Source organism: Nitrosomonas sp. (assembly GCF_040240425.1).
In the GTDB taxonomy this organism is placed as follows: Bacteria; Pseudomonadota; Gammaproteobacteria; order Burkholderiales; family Nitrosomonadaceae; genus Nitrosomonas.
Map to the genome: position 1 here is coordinate 38,844 of NZ_QPHG01000005.1, position 18,974 is coordinate 57,817.

18 protein-coding genes are annotated in these 18,974 nt (G+C 49.3%); 16 read left to right on the forward strand and 2 right to left on the reverse strand.

Features of this window, described 5'->3' with window-relative positions; all coding sequences use genetic code 11:
- Nucleotides 1-74: 74 nt before the first annotated feature.
- From DU481_RS02775 to DU481_RS02840, 14 genes are all read left to right on the forward strand, one after another.
- Complete coding sequence (locus DU481_RS02775; RefSeq protein ID WP_350132282.1) at nucleotides 75-1,448, forward strand: substrate-binding domain-containing protein; 1,374 nt, start codon at nucleotides 75-77, stop codon at nucleotides 1,446-1,448.
- Between the two features lie 531 nt (nucleotides 1,449-1,979).
- On the forward strand, nucleotides 1,980-2,915 hold the full coding sequence (locus DU481_RS02780) for a CysB family HTH-type transcriptional regulator (protein ID WP_350132284.1): 936 nt from the start codon (nucleotides 1,980-1,982) through the stop codon (nucleotides 2,913-2,915).
- Nucleotides 2,916-3,179: 264 nt separating this feature from the next.
- Nucleotides 3,180-3,863 (forward strand): zinc metallopeptidase, encoded by a 684-nt coding sequence (locus DU481_RS02785; protein WP_121166872.1) that lies wholly within the window; start codon nucleotides 3,180-3,182, stop codon nucleotides 3,861-3,863.
- Between the two features lie 143 nt (nucleotides 3,864-4,006).
- Nucleotides 4,007-4,441, forward strand: a complete 435-nt coding sequence (gspG, locus tag DU481_RS02790; RefSeq protein WP_107803600.1) for a type II secretion system major pseudopilin GspG — start codon at nucleotides 4,007-4,009, stop codon at nucleotides 4,439-4,441.
- 9 nt (nucleotides 4,442-4,450) lie between these two features.
- Nucleotides 4,451-5,635, forward strand: a complete 1,185-nt coding sequence (locus DU481_RS02795; RefSeq protein ID WP_350132287.1) for a type II secretion system F family protein — start codon at nucleotides 4,451-4,453, stop codon at nucleotides 5,633-5,635.
- Between the two features lie 35 nt (nucleotides 5,636-5,670).
- On the forward strand, nucleotides 5,671-7,323 hold the full coding sequence (locus DU481_RS02800) for a GspE/PulE family protein (protein ID WP_350132495.1): 1,653 nt from the start codon (nucleotides 5,671-5,673) through the stop codon (nucleotides 7,321-7,323).
- The gene (locus tag DU481_RS02805) at nucleotides 7,304-8,137 is read left to right on the forward strand and encodes a hypothetical protein (RefSeq protein WP_350132290.1); all 834 of its coding nucleotides are present in this window, start codon (nucleotides 7,304-7,306) and stop codon (nucleotides 8,135-8,137) included. The genes DU481_RS02800 and DU481_RS02805 overlap by 20 nt, the downstream gene beginning before the upstream one ends.
- Entirely contained in the window at nucleotides 8,125-8,673 is a 549-nt protein-coding gene (locus DU481_RS02810) for a PilN domain-containing protein (protein WP_350132292.1), read from the forward strand. Before DU481_RS02805 ends, DU481_RS02810 begins: the two co-directional genes overlap by 13 nt.
- Nucleotides 8,670-9,251: a hypothetical protein gene (locus DU481_RS02815; protein ID WP_350132295.1), complete on the forward strand. Its 582-nt coding sequence runs from the start codon at nucleotides 8,670-8,672 to the stop codon at nucleotides 9,249-9,251. The genes DU481_RS02810 and DU481_RS02815 overlap by 4 nt, the downstream gene beginning before the upstream one ends.
- 5 nt (nucleotides 9,252-9,256) lie before the next feature.
- Nucleotides 9,257-9,826 (forward strand): hypothetical protein, encoded by a 570-nt coding sequence (locus DU481_RS02820; protein WP_350132298.1) that lies wholly within the window; start codon nucleotides 9,257-9,259, stop codon nucleotides 9,824-9,826.
- Nucleotides 9,823-12,144 (forward strand): secretin GspD/PilQ domain-containing protein, encoded by a 2,322-nt coding sequence (locus tag DU481_RS02825; RefSeq protein WP_350132301.1) that lies wholly within the window; start codon nucleotides 9,823-9,825, stop codon nucleotides 12,142-12,144. Before DU481_RS02820 ends, DU481_RS02825 begins: the two co-directional genes overlap by 4 nt.
- A 7-nt stretch (nucleotides 12,145-12,151) precedes the next feature.
- Nucleotides 12,152-12,661: a type II secretion system protein gene (locus DU481_RS02830; protein WP_107803594.1), complete on the forward strand. Its 510-nt coding sequence runs from the start codon at nucleotides 12,152-12,154 to the stop codon at nucleotides 12,659-12,661.
- The gene (locus DU481_RS02835) at nucleotides 12,661-13,053 is read left to right on the forward strand and encodes a type II secretion system protein (RefSeq protein WP_350132304.1); all 393 of its coding nucleotides are present in this window, start codon (nucleotides 12,661-12,663) and stop codon (nucleotides 13,051-13,053) included. The genes DU481_RS02830 and DU481_RS02835 overlap by 1 nt, the downstream gene beginning before the upstream one ends.
- A gap of 39 nt (nucleotides 13,054-13,092) precedes the next feature.
- Entirely contained in the window at nucleotides 13,093-13,968 is an 876-nt protein-coding gene (locus DU481_RS02840; RefSeq protein WP_350132307.1) for a type II secretion system protein, read from the forward strand.
- 99 nt (nucleotides 13,969-14,067) lie between these two features.
- Here the strand turns inward: DU481_RS02840 and DU481_RS02845 are convergent, their stop codons facing one another.
- Entirely contained in the window at nucleotides 14,068-14,457 is a 390-nt protein-coding gene (locus tag DU481_RS02845; protein ID WP_107803592.1) for a RidA family protein, read from the reverse strand.
- Between the two features lie 109 nt (nucleotides 14,458-14,566).
- On the opposite strand from DU481_RS02845, the gene sbcB reads away from it, so the two are divergent.
- Complete coding sequence (gene sbcB / locus DU481_RS02850; RefSeq protein WP_350132310.1) at nucleotides 14,567-15,997, forward strand: exodeoxyribonuclease I; 1,431 nt, start codon at nucleotides 14,567-14,569, stop codon at nucleotides 15,995-15,997.
- Between the two features lie 50 nt (nucleotides 15,998-16,047).
- Here sbcB and DU481_RS02855 read toward each other — a convergent pair whose 3' ends face one another.
- Nucleotides 16,048-17,037 carry a PIN domain-containing protein gene (locus DU481_RS02855; RefSeq protein ID WP_350132313.1) on the reverse strand — a complete coding sequence of 330 codons (990 nt, stop codon included), beginning with the start codon at nucleotides 17,035-17,037 and terminating at the stop codon, nucleotides 16,048-16,050.
- Nucleotides 17,038-17,249: 212 nt separating this feature from the next.
- On the opposite strand from DU481_RS02855, the gene ilvA reads away from it, so the two are divergent.
- A complete protein-coding gene (gene ilvA, locus DU481_RS02860; RefSeq protein WP_350132315.1) occupies nucleotides 17,250-18,761 on the forward strand; it encodes a threonine ammonia-lyase, biosynthetic in 1,512 nt (503 codons plus the stop codon).
- Nucleotides 18,762-18,974 lie beyond the last annotated feature (213 nt).

The window sequence follows — 18,974 nt, forward strand, 5'->3', positions numbered from 1 at the left end:
GCCGGTGTGAGGGTGATTTTGCCTGAAAAATGCAGAATCACCCGATGCATAACTCATTTTTAAGGAATATTAAAATGAAACTGAAATTCGGACATATTATCGCGTCTCTCAGCATGGTGTTATCCAGTCAGGCCTACGCGCTCAGTGTGGATGAAATCAACGCAATACCGCCTACACACGTTCTCTATGTTGGTGGTGGCGCAGAGCAAAACGGTGTATTTGAAACCATAGCCTCCAAGCTGTTCACCGCAGGTTCGGTATCATACATCACGGATGATACGGCTGCTCCTCCCGCCAAGGGCAGATCGTTCCGCGCAGTAGCCGGCACAGTATCGGTGGGCAGTCTGGCCGGTCAGAACTGGATCGTTGCTTATCGGTCCCTCGGTGGCGTGTTCGCCAACGGAATCGCTCCGCTGGTTACACCAAATCCACCGTTGACCAATTACTATCAGATTCAAAACAATATAACGTCTACCGGCCTCGCTAATCCAACTTTCAAGATTACCAATTTATCAAGTTTTGTACCGGGTCAAAGACCGGCCGTTGGCTTGGCAAATCTGGAGCTGGCAATATTTACCGGTTCGAATCTGCCTGCTGGTGCCAGCGCGCTTACTGCTGGCCAATTAGCTCAATTAGTTCAAACGCCGCTTTATAACGTGGTGAACGGGATTGCTGCAACCAACAATCTCGCCGACGCCCTCGTGGCAGCAACGCTGGCCGGTCACCGCCCAGCCAGCCTGGATAATGGACTGAGTAAAGCCGAAATTGCCGGTATTCTCTCAGGTACCATCACGAATTGGACTCAAGTACAGGGTCTGGAAGCGCTGGACAAACCGGTCATACTGATTGACCGCAATGCCGGTTCTGGTGCTAAGGCAGCCGCTAATCAGTATTTCCTGAATAATCCGGGAGGAGCGGCGTTTAACGGCGCCGTTTCTCCGGCGAACCAAGGAGCCGAAGCCGGTATTGGCGATATTGTTAATTTTGCCGCATATGCCGTGCGTACCGAACCCAGTTCAGGCAACGTGCCCGGTGCGCTTGACAATGTATTCAATAAAGGCGCTTATGGAATCGGTATTCTGGGGCTGGAAAACGCGCCATCCGTGACAAGCAAATGGCGATTCGTGGCCATTAACGGTGCAAGAGCAACAAATCCGGCAGGTACTGCTTTCGACAAGCAACAGGCGATTACAGGCCAGTACGATTATTTCTTCCAGGCTTCGGTCAACTTACGCAAAAGCGTGACCGGCGACCAACTTGCGCTGGCGAACGCATTCATCAATAAAGCAAAAGACCCTGCGGTAATCACGACCGTAGCGGGCACTGTGCTCGATCCGGCCGAGTTTCCTGAAACCGGTAATGCAACGCTGGATGCATTCCGCGCCCATGGAACACGTTTCGGTAATTCCACTGCGCCATTGCAACTGGTGGAACCACCTGCACCGTAATACAGCTGTTTCTGCAGTTCCCCGGCAGGCGTTCTGGTCACACAGGCGCCTGCTGTTATATGAGTCTTGTCATGGGTTTGGGACCATCGCACCCGAAAATCTCATATGTTGTGCAGAAATAAACAAGTGCATGCTGAAGCATGCTTTTGTATTTGTATTCCGTGCCTTTGTCAGAATAAATACGGCTCCATCGTATGAGGATATTCTGTGATAACTTGGTTTAAAAAAACGGTTATGGAATCTGGTGTTTTGTCTGGCCGGATAGCGTCGTACAATGCCCGGGATAAATCATTGAAGGCCATAGCAGGCGGTATCGCCGGAGAGTGCCTAATTCAGCTTTTGAGCCGAGGTAAGTGTCTGGCCTCGAAGTGAACCAATCCCCCGGGTAGTTTTTGTTATAGCGGCAAACGGCAGGTTTCTCCTGGTTTTCCGGCTTGTCCGATTATTTGATCGTGATGGGCTGGAATACACGAAACCGCTGGCCGCAAAAATCGCATGCATGTTGATGATTAAATAGCTGAGAGATAGGAAATGAATTTCCAACAACTTCGAATTATTAATGAAACAGTCCGGCAGAATTATAATCTGACCGAGGTAGCCAATGCTTTATTTACATCACAATCCGGTGTGAGCAAGCATATCAAGGATCTCGAAGACGAGTTGAATATTGAACTCTTTATTCGTAAAGGTAAGCGGCTGATTGGCCTGACGGAACCTGGCAAGGAATTGGTGAAAATTGTCGAGCGTATTTTATTCGACACCAAGAATATCAAGCGTCTGGCCGAGCAGTTCAGTAATTATGATCAAGGGCAATTAATTATCGCGACGACGCATACGCAAGCGCAATATGCATTACCGCCCGTGGTGACGGAGTTCAAGAAAATATTTCCCAAAGTTCAGCTGATACTTCATGAATCCAGACCTGGGGAGATATTATCAATGCTCATCAACGGCGAGGCCGATATCGGCATTGCGACGGAAGCATTGGAAAATGCTGTTGATCTCGTATCCTTTCCGTACTATACGTGGCAGCACGCCGTCATTGTCCCTGCGGGGCACCCGTTGCAATCGCTACGGCCGCTTACGCTGGAAGCCATTGCAGAGTTTCCGATTATTACTTACCACCAAGGTTTGACCGGGCGGTCCCGCATCGACCAGGTATTTGCCAAAGCGGGATTGATACCTGATATCGCCATGTCCGCTTTGGATGCCGATGTGATTAAAACTTACGTGAAATTGGGATTGGGTATAGGCATTATTGCTTCTGTAGCATTTTCACCCAGAAGAGATGAGACATTAGTCAAGCTTGAAAGTGAATATCTGTTTGAAATGAATACCACTTTTGTTTCGGTTCGACGTAATCATTATCTGCGTAGCTATGCGTACCGGTTTATCGAGCTTTGTATTCCAACATTGACTGAATCGATTATTCGTTCCGGCGTAAAACCATTGATTGACGCTGAATAAAGGAGGAGGGGCGGTAGGTTTTATCCGATTGATCAAATAAATGACGTCATTTGATTGTTCTGATCGGCAAATCGAAATAATTGATTTACCGGTAGTCTCAGCAACTTAATGTGATACTTTATTTCTGAGTTTATCTTTGAAGCAAGCGGTATAATTCAGTAGTATTCTCCTGATACTTGATTAACAAGAGATATTTCCGGACTTGTGTGAAATGGCGGGCAAGTCTTGTGTGGAACCAATTATTCGTACTGATATCTCAAGTCTATGCTTTATTTAATACTTGTCATCGTTATCGCTGTGCTCATAGTGGGCCCGTCTTACTGGGTTAAGCATACCCTGGCAAAATACAGTCATCCTGAAGATCGTTATCCGGGCACCGGTGCTGAGCTGGCGCGTATTTTGCTCGATTGGGCCAATTTGCAGACGGTAAAGGTCGAAGTGACGGAACAGGGCGATCACTATGATCCGATCGAAAAAGTAGTGCGGCTGACCGCGGATAAATTTAACGGCAAATCGCTCACGGCGATTACGGTTGCGGCGCATGAAGTCGGGCACGCCATCCAGGACCGTGATGGCTACTTGCCGTTAAAATGGCGGACACGCTTGGTGCAAATAGCCGCTCCGGCGGAAAAATTGGGCGCGGTGATTTTGATGATCGCACCGATTGTTGCAGTGGGCCTGCGTGCACCGGCAGCGGGTGCTCTGTTTCTCGCGGGTGGCTTGTTGACGTTGGGTAGTGCAGTGATCGTGCATATGGTGACGCTACCGATGGAATTACATGCCAGCTTCGCGCGGGCGCTACCGATGCTGGAGCAAGGCAAGTATCTCATTCAAGGCGACGAACCGCATGCGCGCAGAATTTTGCGTGCCGCTGCGTGGACTTATGTATCCGCTTCGCTCATGGCATTACTCAATATCGGCCGGTGGTGGGCGATTCTCCGGCGCTAATGCTGCTGAATTGCCGGAATTCCGCAGTATGTGTGTGATATTCCGTCTTGACCCTGTCATACGGGCAACTTACCATACAAGATTCGAAATTGAATTGATAGGCTAATCCACTAGGGATCAGTATTTTTTGTTAGAGGATAAATATGGTGCAATTGGTTGGGCAACAAAAGGCAAAAGCAGTACGCGGTTTTACACTGCTTGAATTACTCGTGGTCATGGTTATCATCGGTTTGCTGGCTGCCTATGTCGGGCCTAAGTACTTTTCGCAGGTCGGCAAATCGGAAATAAAAATGGCGCAAGCGCAAATCGATGCACTGGAAAAATCGTTGCATCAATACCGTCTGGATGTGGGTAGCTATCCGGGCACGGAACAAGGCTTGACCGCGCTGGTTACGCGCCCCAATAATGAGGCGCGCTGGCAAGGGCCTTACTTATCCAAGCTGCCGCCAGCCGATCCCTGGGGCCGCCCTTATGTATACAAATATCCGGGTGAACGCGCCGAGTTTGATTTACTCTCGTACGGCAAGGACGGGCAGCCTGGCGGTGAGGGCGAGGCGGCTGATATTACCAACTGGTAAATTCCGCGCATGCGTTATGAAGTGAAGGCCGTGATGTCCGGACAAGGTACCGTGCATCTTGAGCTGGAAGCGAACAGCGAAGAGGAAGCTCGCCGTCAGGTTGTTGAACAAGGCGGTATGGTTTTAAGCATACGGCGCAGCTTCTCGGGTTTTTCGCTGAAAGCGAAGAGCCATTTTCCGCTGGTTCATTTCAGCCAGGAATTACTGTCATTGCAGATTGCCGGCTTAAGTCTGGTTGAAAGCATCGAAACGCTGCTCGAGAAAGAACAGGATAGTAGTAATCGCAAAATTATCCAGAATATCCTGGATCGATTGTATGAGGGAGTGACATTCTCACAAGCGTTGCAAGAATTTCCGCAAGCATTTCCGCCGCTCTATATCGCCACGGTCCGCGCCAGCGAACGTACCGGTGATCTTGCGGAAGCGCTGACCCGTTTTATCACTTACCAGACACAGATGGAGTTTGTGCGCAAAAAACTGGTTGGCGCGTCAATTTATCCCGTGCTGTTATTGGTGATCGGTTTTCTGGTGTCGATTTTTCTGATGGTTTTTGTGGTGCCTAAATTCAGCGCTATTTATGATGATATGGGCAGCGATTTACCCTGGTTATCGTTATTGCTGATTAAATGGGGCCAATTCGTTCATGAACGCGGCTGGGAATTGGCCGTTGCAGCATTGGCGCTGCTGATTGCGGCAGGCTACACAGTAAGCCGTCCAACCTTTCGTGCCAGTGTCATGCAGTTGCTGTGGCGCATTCCGGCGATCGGCGAGCGCATGCGAGTGTATCAGCTGGCGCGCTTCTACAAGACATTGGGTATGCTGCTGCGTGGTGGCATTCCCATCACGCAAGCGCTGGAAATGGTCAGCGGATTATTGCAAGCGCATTTCCGCCCCAAAGTGGCAGCCGCGGCCAAGCATATCCGCGAAGGCAGAACGATTTCCAGTGCAATGGAATTGGAAGGACTGACAACGGCAGTGGGCAATCGCATGCTCCGCGTGGGCGAGAGAACGGGTTTAATGGGCGATATGATGGAACGGATCGGTAATTTTCACGATGAGGAAATTGCGCGTTGGGTCGAATGGACAACCAAATTGATAGAGCCATTGTTGATGGCGGTTATCGGCATTGTAATTGGCGGGATTATTATTCTCATGTATATGCCCATATTTGAATTGGCGGGAAGTATCAATTGATTGAGGCGCAGGTGCAATCCGTAAACAAGCCGTTGATGGAGATAAATTATCTGGCCGATGCGCAGCAAAAAGCGCTCGAGCAGAATGTGTCCGTCATTCAGGTTCTGGAAGAAAAAGGCGGTTATACGCCCGATGAGCTCATGCAGCAGCTCGGCCAGCTTCTACATATGCCGGTATTGGACATGAAAACGATTCACGCACTCAGTCCCACTTTTGATGTGCTCTCGTTTGCCGAAGCCATGATGCATGAATGTGTTTTATTTCGCCGCGAACAAGACTATCTGCTGGCAGTCAGTAATCCATTTTCAACTAAATTACGGGCATGGGCGGAAGAACGCTTTGCTGTCGCCGCTGAGTGGTATTTGGTGCATCCTGCTGATTTAAGTGCTTTTTTTGCTCAGCAGGAAAAAACCATGCGTGCCATGGATCAAGTGCTGCCTTCCACAGAGCTGGATAAAACACAAAGCGGTGTTGAGGATTTATCGTTAAAAAGCATTAACGAAGGTACCAGCCAGGTGGTGCGCTTGGTGCATTCCACCTTGTATGACGCACATAAATCGCAGGCCAGCGATATTCATTTGGAAATGACGGCAGGTGCACTGTCGATAAAATACCGCATTGATGGCGTACTGAGCTCGATCGGCGTGATCCAGGGCGCGGATTTGGCCGAGCAAGTCATTTCCCGGATTAAAGTGATGTCCGAACTGGATATTGCCGAACGCCGCGTGCCGCAGGATGGCCGTTTTAAAGTTTCCATCCAGGGACGGGAAATCGATTTTCGCGTTTCCATCATGCCGAGCATTTTCGGCGAGGATGCCGTCTTGCGTATTCTCGACCGGCAAGCGTTGTCCGATCATATTGAAGGATTGACGTTAAACCAATTGGGTTTTAATCAGGCGGCGATTGCCAGTATCCGCCGTCTGAGTTCGGAGCCGTATGGCATGCTGCTGGTTACCGGACCAACCGGAAGTGGTAAAACGACATCGCTCTACGCCGCAATTTCCGAAGTGAATAAAGGCAGCGATAAAATTATTACCATCGAAGATCCGATCGAGTATCAGCTTCCCGGGGTGCTGCAAATCCCGGTGAATGAGAAAAAAGGACTGACGTTTGCGCGCGGATTGCGTTCAATCCTGCGGCATGATCCCGATAAAATCATGGTGGGAGAAATTCGCGACTCGGAAACGGCGCAGATTGCCATCCAGGCGGCGCTGACCGGTCACTTGGTTTTTACCACAGTACACGCCAATAACGTATTTGATGTCATCGGCCGGTTTTCGCATATGGGTGTGGATCCTTACAGTTTCGTGTCTGCGCTGAATGGAATTGCCGCGCAGCGCTTAGTGCGTTTGTTATGTCCGCACTGCTCTGTTGATGAGCGTCCGGATGATAAGTTGATCGAAGAATCCGGAATTCCCATCGACGAAGCGGATCAATTCAAGTTTCGCAGCGGACGCGGTTGCGGTCAATGCCGTGGCAGCGGTTACCGGGGAAGAAATGCAATTGCCGAGATTTTGATTCTGAACGATGAGATTCGTGAGCTGATCGTAGCGCAGGAGCCGATACGTCGCATCAAAGAAGCGGCCAGGAACAATGGCACTCGATTCCTGCGGGAGGCCGCTTTGGATATGGTCAAGCAAGGATTAACCAGTTTAGAGGAGGCCAATCGTGTCACCATTGTGGCGTAATCAGGTGCAGGTCTTCCTGGCGCCCGGACGAATTGATCTGGTGCGTTCAACGCGCGGTTTCAAACCGGTACAGGCAGCCAAGGTTACCGTGTGGTGCGAGCCTGCGCAGGATGCCCCGGTTTGGCAGGCAGCTTTGCAGCAATTGGAAAAACACTTGATTGATGAGCCTGGAGCGGAATTGAGCGTTACGGTATCCAATCATTTTGTACGTTACGTCGCCCTATTGCCGCAAGCTGAAATCGCAACGCCGGAAGAGGTAAATGCCTATGCCACGTTCCGCATGCGCGAGGTGTATGCGGAACGGGTTGATGCGTGGGCGCTGAGTGTGAGCGAATGGACGCCGCTGAGCGGTGCGGTGTGCGCCGCGATTCCGCGCGATTTGATGGTGCAGCTGGAAGAGATGGCGTCGCGGTGCCGCTGCACACTTAAAGAGATCGAACCTTATTTTGCCTCTGTTTATGATCGCTGGCAAAAATTGCTCGATGGCAATAAAACCTATTTTGCGGTCATCGAAGCCGGACGCATTTGCTTGGCTGTACTGATCAACGGAAGCTGGCACAGTATCCGTAATCAGCGCATTTTGCACAATGCCGCGGCTGAATTGCTCGCGGCATTGGATCAAGAAGCCATCTTGACCGGAAGTAAGGAAGCGGTTGAATGGGTTCATGTGTTTGCGCCGGAACATGCGGATTTGAAGCTGCCGGAACAGTGCGGATGGTGCATTGTGCCGATGCCGGTTGAGAAAATACCGGCATTGCCGCATTACCCATCCGGGCCGGTTGATGATGACGGGGTAAATCGATGCCACGCTTGAGACTTAGGTTCCCGGATCGTGGTCAATCCGTTCCGCATATCGATTTTTCCATTCTGCTGATCGGATTACTCGTGCTTGCCGGTGTGCTGCTGCAATTCCGCCAAGTGACTGAAGAAGTGAATCACTGGACCAACCGGGTCGAGCGGCTGGAAAAACAACAGCAGCAGAAAGCTGCGCCGCGCACACGATCAACCTCGCGGATAAAAGAATTCAGCCAGGAAATCCGTAAGGAAATCACGCAAGCCAATGCAATACTGGATCAGATCAATTTGCCTTGGGAGACTTTATTCGACGCCATCGAACATGCGGCAACGGAAGAAATCGCCTTATTATCCTTGCAGCCGAATGTCGCCAGCCGGACACTGCGTCTCAGCGGTGAAGCGAAGAGTATGTCTGAACTGCTCGATTTTGTCGAAGCACTTGAGCGTGAGCTGATTTTTGAAAATGTGCATTTGTTAAACTACAAAGTTAAACAAGATAATCCGCACCGGCCCATTATTTTTCTCCTGACTGCTGCATGGATGCAAGTTTCTTGAAGACCGGAACAATCCAAGCACAACTAGACCGATTGATGCTGCAACTGCGCTGGCAGGCAGGCCGCCTCGGCACGATTGGAAAGATCGGTTTGGGCCTGATTGTGGTTGCCGGTATTTATTTCTTTTCGGCGGTTTTGCCGCAAGATTCCGATCTGCAAAAGCTGAAGGAACGCGCTGAAACACTGCAACTGCAAGAATTTGCGAAGCAGTCGCCGGGAGAAATGGAGGGCGGGAAGAAATTGAGTAGTGATCAGGCGTTGCAAGTATTTTATGATTACTTCCCGCCTATCGACTCATCGCCTTTCTGGATTCGTGAATTGGTGCAATTGGCTAAAAAGCATGGCGTTGATCTGAGCAGTAGTGAATATCGTCTGATGAATGAGAGTGACGCGCGTTTGGCTCGCTACGAGATGATATTGCCGGTAAAAGGCCGCTATCCGCAAATTCGTGCGTTTATGGCGGAAGCGTTGGTCAAAGTTCCTGCCATGGCTATTTCCGCGATTGCGCTTAAACGTGAAAATATAACTTCCGACAAGCTTGAAGTCCGCCTTGAAATTAACCTTTACTTGAACAAATAAGCGCAATGGATCAAGCTGAGAGAAAGCGGAAATTGATGATAGGCGGCGCATTGCTGGCCACATTAATCGCTGTGGTGCTGGTTGAGGAGGAAGAAACATCGACGGATATCGTAGAAACCGTGCAACCGGTAAAGACAGCAAGCACGGGCAGAGACCGGGCAAAAAATCAAGAAAGCAGCGCGGAGCTGTTGGATGTCGGTAAACTTGGACAGCGGAAATTCAATCCATTGGCGGGAGAATTGTTTGTATCCACGACATGGGCACCTAAACAACCGCCAGTCAGCTTCGAGCAGCAAGCCGCGCTGGCTGAGCAAATAAAAAAGGCCACGCCTCCTCCCGCACCCACAGCACCGCCGCTACAGTTCAAATATAGCGGCAAGGCTGTTACGGACGACGAAACTTGGGTTTTTCTGTCGCAATCGGGAGAAAATTTCGTTACCAAGATCGGTGGAAAAATTAATGACAAATACCGGTTGGATTCCATCAATGACAGTACAATTGCCGTCACTTATCTACCGCTCAATATAAAACAGACGCTCACTATTAACAATAAAATCGCAGGAACGTTCCGATGAAAAGCTGGAGAATCTATATCCTCATTATTTTGCTTGCCGCTACTGCAGGGTGCGCAATCAATAACAGAACATTCGGAACCAGAAATATTGCATTTGATGAAGGGCAAAAGCTAATTGCCGCCGGTCAATTTGAGAACGGACTTGCAAAATTGGAGCAAGCGTTACGCGAAGAACCTGAGAATAAAGAGGTTCGTACAGTGCTGATACGTGCGCGTGAAGAAGTGATTAGTAAATTTCTATCTGATGCAGATAGTCTGCGTTTTTCGGGTGATATAAACCAAGCTGAGATGGGTTATCAGCGTGTCTTGAATATGTTCCCATTTCATGAGCGAGCGAAGGAAGGTTTGGAATCCGTTCGCTTAGAGCGTCGTCATATTGCTTCTGTTAATGAAGCAAAAGAATTATTGGCACGCAATGAAGTTGGCAAAGCGGAAATAATTATCCGGTCGATATTACAGGAGAACCCGCAACAATCGCATGCCCGTCAATTGATCTCGGAAATTAATTCCCGAATGACGCGGCCAGAAGTGTCCGATCTGATGCTTGAGTCCGCTTTCAAGAAAGCGTTGTCTATGGAATTTAAAGACACTGACCTGAAAACAGTGTTTGAGCTAATGTCTCGTACTGCCGGTATCAATTTCGTTTTCGATAAGGATATCCGGCAAGAAACGAAACTCTCTATTTTTGTTCGGAATAATACCGTCGAAGATATTCTCAAATTAATACTGACGACTAATCAGTTAGCTTATAAGGTTCTAAACAGTAATTCACTCTTGATTTATCCGAATACGCCGGCAAAACTGAAAGATTATCAGGAGCTGGTTGTGCGTAGTTTTCAAGTTGCGCATACCGATGTGAAGCAGATGGTTGCAATGATCCGGGGAATCGTCAAGGCGAAAGATATCTATGTCAATGAGCAGCTTAATTTATTTATCATGCGCGATACTTTAGAAGCTGTTCGCCTTACAGAACGGTTGGTGTCGCTAAATGATTTAGCGGAACCGGAAGTTGTGTTGGATGTGGCTATTCTCGAGATTGCACGCAATAATGATTTTCTGTTGGGGCCTAAAATTCCTAACCAAATGACATTTAGCGGTTTTGGTGCCACAGCGGCCACAGCGACCACAGCGGCCACAGTGGGGCCAGGTGGGATTTTGCTCAATCAATTTGGATTTGATGGACTGAAGAGCTTTGGCATGAACAGTCAAGCGACTATTGATTTCAAGCAAAGCCTTTCAAATACAGAGATACTTGCGAATCCCAGAATCCGGGTTAGTAATCGTGAGAAAGCTAAGATCCATATAGGTACAAAACAACCTGTGTTTACAGCTAATGTTCAGCCAGGTATTAATTCCATTGTTACGTCAACACCGACTTTTATCGAAATTGGCATCAAGCTGGATGTTGAGCCCCGTATTGGTTTGAACGATGATGTGACAATGAAAGTAACGCTTGAAGTCAGCAATATTAGTGGATTTGAAACTGGTCCATCTGCAGGTGGCACATCAAGCGCACCTAGAGCTCCAATCGTTGGGAACCGGAGTGCTGAAACAATCCTAACGGTGAAAGATGGAGAGACACAAGTATTAGCGGGGCTTATTGATAACAGGGAAACAAAAGCAGTTACGGGGCTCGCGGGGTTATTAAATATTCCCGGGCTTGATAGATTAACATCCAGTCAAACAATAGGCCGCACAAAAACTGAAATTGTATTGTTAATTACACCGCGTATTGTGCGTAATATTCCAAAACCGATGAACTTGGAAAGCGAATACCATTTCGGCACCGCCAGTGAAGCGGGTAAATTGCCCGTTGCCATCAAGAAAACGGCGGCGCAATCTCTATCCATCGCACCGGCTGGGTCGGGGCGCGGTGTTGCGGCTGCGCTTCAGGATGCTTTTTCTCCGCCAGCCGAAGGTCAAGAACCACCGCCGAATCCATTTGCCAGTGTTGCAGCTTCCGCATCCGGAGTGCCTTCGCTTACTCTGCAATCACCAACCAATGTGGGTCTGGGTAAGGAATTTTCTGTCAGTGTGCGGCTGGTTGGCGCAAAAGCGACGGTTAATTCCGACTTGGTGTTGAATTATGAAGCGAGTTCGCTGGAAGCGCTGGATGGTGGGGATAAGTCAGGTACACGCGTGATCAAATTAGGCAAGGATCAGCCTTCCGGTCTGGCGGCGCAGCTTCGCTTCAAGGTGATCGCAGCAAACCCGGGTACAACAGAAATCAATATCCAGAATGTAAACGCGGAAGATATGGAAAATGGTCAAGCGGTCGAAGTGACGCCGCCGCCGCCAGTCAGTGTCAATATCAAATAATCGGCTTATGGCTGTATCCAGAGTTTTCGTGAAGCACAGAGGATTTACGCTGATTGAATTAATGATCGTGGTGGCGATCATGGCTATTTTAGCGACAGCCGCATTGCCACTGCGGGAACTGATGGTGAAACGCGAGAAGGAGCAGGAGTTGCGCGTTGCATTGCGCCAGATACGAACAGCCATCGATGCCTACAAGCAGGCTTCGGATGAGGGGCGTATCACCAAAAAAGCCGATGAATCGGGTTACCCACCCCGGCTGGAGGAATTATTCATGGGCGTGCCGGATATCAAGAGTCCGGATAAGAAGATTATTTATTTCCTGCGCCGCTTGCCCCCTGATCCGCTGTTTGTCGAACTGGATGTCGCCGGTGTTTCCGCGACTCCGGCTGCGGATACCTGGGGGAAACGCAGTTATGAAAGCCCATGGGATAGTCCCAAAGAAGGCGACGATGTTTATGACGTTTATTCACGTTCGGAAGCCATCGGCCTGAACGGCATTCCTTACCGGGAGTGGTGATGATCAACTTATCCGGAACCCGGAAATCCAGAGGATTTACCTTAATCGAACTGCTGGTGGTTATGGCGATTATCGCGACGTTGTTGAGTATTGTCGCGCCGAAGTATTTTAATTCTATCGATAAAGCCAAAGAAGCCGTGTTGCGGCAGGACTTGGGTATCATGCGTAACGCCATCGATCAGTTCTATTCGGACTTTGGTAAATATCCCATTGACCTGACCGAGCTGGTCGACAAACGCTATATGCGCAGCGTGCCGAAAGATCCCTTTACCGAAAGTGATAAAACCTGGATCGAGGTTCCTCCCAAGAACGAGACGGAATCGGGCGTCTATGATGTTTATAGCGGCTACTCGGGAAGAGCCCTGGATGGCTCGTACTATCAAGAATGGTAAATGACCGGGGTTTGCTCGAATTCTTGCGGTGCACATGATATGTCACGGCGGGAAAGCGGTTTTGTTTATCTTTGGGCCTTGTTCGGAGTCACTCTGGCGGGGATTGTCATGGCAGGGGTAGGTCAGGTGTGGCAGGTAAAAGCGCAGCGTGAGAAAGAGGCCGAATTGCTTCACGTGGGCGAACAATTTCGCAAAGCGATTATGTCCTACTACAACACCGGTACTAAACAATTTCCCGAAACTTTGGAGGAGTTGATTGAGGATAAACGTGCAGCGGCTACTAAGCGGCATTTGCGTAAAATCTATATCGACCCGATCACCAATACAACGGAGTGGGGCATCATTGAAGAATCTCCACCCGGTGGTAATACGGTGTCTGGTAACAGCCCGGCAGCCAGCCAGAATTCAACGCCGGGTAATAATGCAGTGCCGGGCGGTAACCCAGCATCGGGCAGTAACCAGCTCTCGGGCAATAGTCTGGTGCCCAATACTGGCCAGACATCCGGTAACGCAACGCCAAATCAGGCATCGAATAGCGCGACACCTAGCAGCAGTCCTGGTATAGGTTCCAATCTCACTAAGAGAATCACCGGCGTATACAGCCTGTCGGAAAAGAAACCCATTAAGAAAGATAAGTTTCCCGAGCAATATGCTAAATTTTCAGAAGCATTGACTTACCGGGATTGGAAATTTACTTATAAACCCGGTGAGGGCGGCAGCTCATCGACACCGGCTTCCAATCAATCCAAGCCGAACACGGCACCGGGAGCTTCACCGTCAAATTCCCCTTTTGCGCCGCAATCTTCCTCGGGCGCAGCTTCACCTTCTTCGCGTTCTTCGTCAACGGGTAATGCTTCACCGTTTGCACCGCAATCCGGTGCGCCAGCAAACCCATCCGGATTTGGTATGGATTGATAATCAAAGTACGGTGGTACAAATATAAGCCGTAAAAAAGGAGCGCCCGTTCATTCGAGCGCTCCTTTTATTTTTCCCGATCAAGAAATACAAATATTATTAAGCTCCGGTGCTGCGATACGCCGTTACCTGAATTTCGATTTTCATGCGTGGATCGGATAGCCCCGCAGTCAGCATCATGGCGGATGGTCTGACATCACCCAGGTACTTGCGCATCACAGGCCAGCATTTTTCGAAATCCTCCGCCTCGGGAAATACATATGTAACGCGCACCACTTCTTTCATGCTTGAACCCGCTTGCTGCAATGCTGCTTCGATATTTTTGAAGCATTGCTCTGCTTGCTCCAGTAAATCATCGGAAATGGTCATCTTGCTGTAATCGAAACCGGTTGTGCCGGATACCAGAATCCAGTTATCCGCGACCACAGCGCGTGAATAGCCGATTTCCTTCTCAAATGTAGAGCCAGAACTGATGAGTTTTGTCGCCATGTTGTGTCATCCTTGTGATTGGGTTTGAAAATTTTTGCGTAAGATACCACTATAATTGCGCAACAAACCAGTTTTTTACCGGCACCATTATCTAAATCCACCCACACCCATGGCTACCACATTCTACTGGCATGACTATGAAACTTTCGGCGCCGATCCCAGGCGCGACCGGCCCGCGCAGTTTGCTGGCGTGCGCACTGATGAAGCGCTGAACGAAATCGGTGAGCCCTTGGTAATTTATTGCAAACCGGCGCGCGATTACCTGCCGCATCCGGAAGCTTGCCTGCTCACCGGAATTACGCCGCAGCTTGCCGACGAACGTGGACTGTTGGAACCCGAATTCATTGCGCGCATTCACGCGCAGTTTGCGCAACCCGGCACCTGCGGTGTCGGCTATAACTCGCTGCGGTTCGACGATGAAGTCACGCGTTTTACGCTGTATCGCAATTTTTACGATCCGTATGCGCGCGAATGGCAGCAAGGCAATTCGCGCTGGGACATCATTGATCTGGTGCGCATGACGTATGCGCTGCGCCCAAATGGCATCGTCTGGCCGCAACACGAAGAAGGTCAGCCGAGTTTCAAGCTGGAGCATTTGGTGGCTGCCAACGGCATCGTGCACGAATCCGCGCACGATGCATTGTCCGATGTGCGCGCCACCGTTGCCTTGGCACGTCTGCTGCGCACGCAGCAACCGCGCCTGTACGACTGGTTGCTGCAATTGCGCGATAAGCGCAAGGCGGCAGCACAGCTTGATCTGATCACACACAACCCGGTGTTGCATACCACGCGTATGTACCCGGCTAAAACCGGCTGCACCTCGCTGGTCATGCCGCTCATCACCGAACCGGGAAACAACAACAGCGTACTGGTGTATGACTTGCGCCACGATCCGGACATGTTTTTATCGCTTGACGCAGACGAACTGAGTCAATTGCTGTTTACCCGCAACGATGATTTGCCGGAAGGCATGCAGCGGCTGCCAGTCAAATCGATAAAAATCAACAAATGCCCGGCACTGGCGCCACGCAATACGTTGGATCAAGAAGCTGCCGAGCGCATCGCGCTTGATTTGGATGCATGTCACCGGCATTGGCAAGCACTATGTGCGCAACCGGATTTTTTTCAGCGTGTGGCCGCTGCGTACACCAGCCATGCGTTCGAGCCTTCCGGCGATGTGGATGTGGCATTGTATGACGGCTTTCTGGATAACGCCGATGCTGCGTCATTAGCCCAGATCCGGCGCGCTTCACCAAAACAACTGGCCAAAATGCGCTTCGATTTTCATGACCAGCGCTTGCCCGAACTGCTGTTCCGCTACCGCTCGCGTAATTGGCCGGAAACCTTGACGCCGGATGAGAGAGAACGATGGAAGCAAATGCGTGCGCAGCGTCTGACACAAGGTAGTGGCGAGAGTATTACTTTTGCTGAATTTTCTGCGCAGATTGCGGTATTGCGTGAGACATACAAGACTGATGAAAGTGCTAGGCAAATATTGGATGAATTGGAGGTTTGGGGGAAGGATTTGTTGAATTTATGATAATCGCATTATCTAGGCTATTTCACATCTTTTCCTACCAAGAAATGGATTTAGTTTTTGGAATTTTGTTTTGCTCGCTCCTCTTGCTCTTCGATAACTTTCTTAAGAATTTCCTGTTGTTCCTGATCTGTGATATTCGTTAATCTAGGAATAGCAATCCTATTCAGGAAATCTGATACATCACAGTCGGTGACAATCCAGCCAAACTGATTGTTTTCCAGGGCTGCCGCAAGAATTCGTTCCACTTCCTTGAGAGAGAAGTATGCATACGATTCGAGCTTGCCAATAAGTTGGTGCGTCATTGCAAAAGAACCACATGAACTTAGATCGTCGATGAGGGTATCCTTTGTTTTGTCGAAAGAGAATGCGACTCCATCGAAGTGCTGTTTCATAAACGCTGAAAGCGTACGGTACACAAACAACGATGAGCATTTTTTCTTTTTCCACTCATCTTTCAAAAATGGATGAATTGCATCTTCATTGATGCTTGAGTAGTAATCGCCGTCTTCACTAATTACATGTAGGTCTTCTTTATTTGGAACAGCCTCTAAAAGCACCGTCCAGTTGATGGCATCACCTATAGAATTGTTTTTTCCAGGCGGATTGCCAATTGCCATTCTCATGCTCGCAGTGGCATATACACTCTGCGTTGTTTTCAAGATTTCTGATCTATCGAAGATATCTTCAATAAGTTTATCCGCAAGTAATTGTCGTGCAGTTATGTCCGCATCAGCTTTTTCGATAATTAATTTTGCAAGTTGCTGTAGCTCGGCACTAAGCCTCTTAATCGAGTTGTATTCTTCATAGTCTTTCATAAATGAAGGCAGTTGAGCGGCATATTTGACTTCCTTGAAGCGTTTCAGTGCATCTTTGATTTTGTTCTCTCTGTTTCGTCGAAATTCATCACATACTTGTTCCGTCAAATGAACCTTAGCAGCACCATGCTCATGGGATGCAAAAACATTGTTCAGAGCATCCAATTCGTCCTTCGAAAAATGAAAGAAGTTGAGGAGAATATTTGTGTCGATAAATACGTGCATGATAAATGTCTAATTAAATAAAATGACAGCTTGAAATGACATGCAACAATATATATTACGTCAAAAACATATTGATCAGTGGAATGCGATGATATCTCCTTAATTTTTATTGATGCGCAGCACAGCAAGAAACTCATGCCACTTCTGATCATGCTAAAATCCCTCAAACAGTCCCAGCTTAATAGCTTGCCCGAATTTACTCACCTCCCACCATGAAAAACAATTACCTTGAAAGAATACTAACCGCACAGGTTTACGATGTGGCGATCGAGAGTCCATTGGAGCTTGCTGCCAATTTATCCGGGCGCATTCATAATCAGGTGTTGTTGAAACGGGAGGATTTGCAGCAGGTTTTTTCTTTCAAGTTGCGCGGTGCATATAACAAAATGATCAAGTTAGCGCCCGCGGTGCGCAATCGCGGTGTGATTGCCGCTTCCGCCGGTAATCATGCGCAAGGCGTGGCGCTGGCTGCCAAGCGGCTCAATTGTTCCGCCACCATTGTGATGCCGGTGACCACGCCGCAAATCAAGGTGAATGCTGTCATGGGGCATGGAGCCACGGTCACTTTGCATGGTGATTCGTATAACGATGCGTATGAGCATGCGATACAGCTGGCTGAGGAGGAACAGGCCACGTTTGTGCATCCGTACGATGATCCGGATGTGATCGCCGGGCAAGGGACCGTCGGCATGGAAATTCTGCGCCAGCATACCGGGCCGATTCATGCCATTTTTGTGCCGATCGGCGGCGGCGGTTTGATCGCCGGGATTGCTGCGTATGTGAAGCGGTTGTACCCGAAAATTAAAATTATCGGAGTCGAACCGGTCGATGCCGATGCGATGTATCGCTCGCTGCAAAGCGGCCGCCGGGTCAAACTGGCGCAAGTGGGTTTGTTTGCCGATGGCGTGGCGGTGCGGCATGTCGGTAAGGAAACCTTCCGCTTGTGCCGCGAACTGGTCGACGAAGTGATTCTGGTCGATACCGACGCCATTTGCGCGGCAGTCAAGGATGTATTTGAAGATACGCGTACGATTCTGGAACCTTCCGGCGCGCTGTCGATTGCCGGTATCAAAGCGTATGTCGCGCGCGAGAAAATCCTGCATAAAACGCTGGTCGCGATCGCGTCCGGTGCCAATATGAATTTCGATCGCTTGCGTCACATTTCCGAACGCGCGGAAATCGGCGAGCAGCGCGAGGCGGTGATGTCGGTGGCGATTCCCGAGCACCCCGGCAGTTTCAAGAAATTCTGCAATTTACTCGGCACTAAGAGCATTACTGAATTCAATTACCGCTATGCCGATCCGAAAGTCGCGCATGTGTTTGTCGGCGTATCGGTGCGCAATCAGGAAGAAACGCAGCAATTGATCAAAGAGTTAAAACAGAGCGGTCTGGCTACGGAAGACATGAGCAACAACGAAATGGCCAAGCTGCATGTGCGCCATTTGGTCGGCGGACGTGCGCAAGCGGTTAAGGATGAAATCATCTACCGCTTCGAATTTCCCGATCGTCCCGGCGCATTGATGAATTTCCTGAATAACCTGAGTCATAATTGGAATATCAGCCTGTTTCACTACCGTAATCACGGCGCCGACTATGGCCGCGTGCTGATCGGCATCCAAGTGCCGCCGGAAGAGAAATCCAGCTTCAGGGCTTTTCTTGACCAGTTGGGTTATCGCTATTGGGACGAAACCAAGAATCCTGCGTATAAATTGTTTCTTGGGTAACGAAGACTAGATGCGCTGATTTCGCAGCGCTTCAGAAGTTGTTCATGTCTGGAATTCTACGGCTTCGCTATTCGTTATACCTGAATCACTGTAAGTTCTCCGCTGACTTCAAACACCGCGAGCAGGATGTTCTGGTTCTGCCCTGCAATCAATTGAATTTGTTGATATAAAATTCTATAGATTCATAAAAAACATTGTTTTCCAGGTCTTATC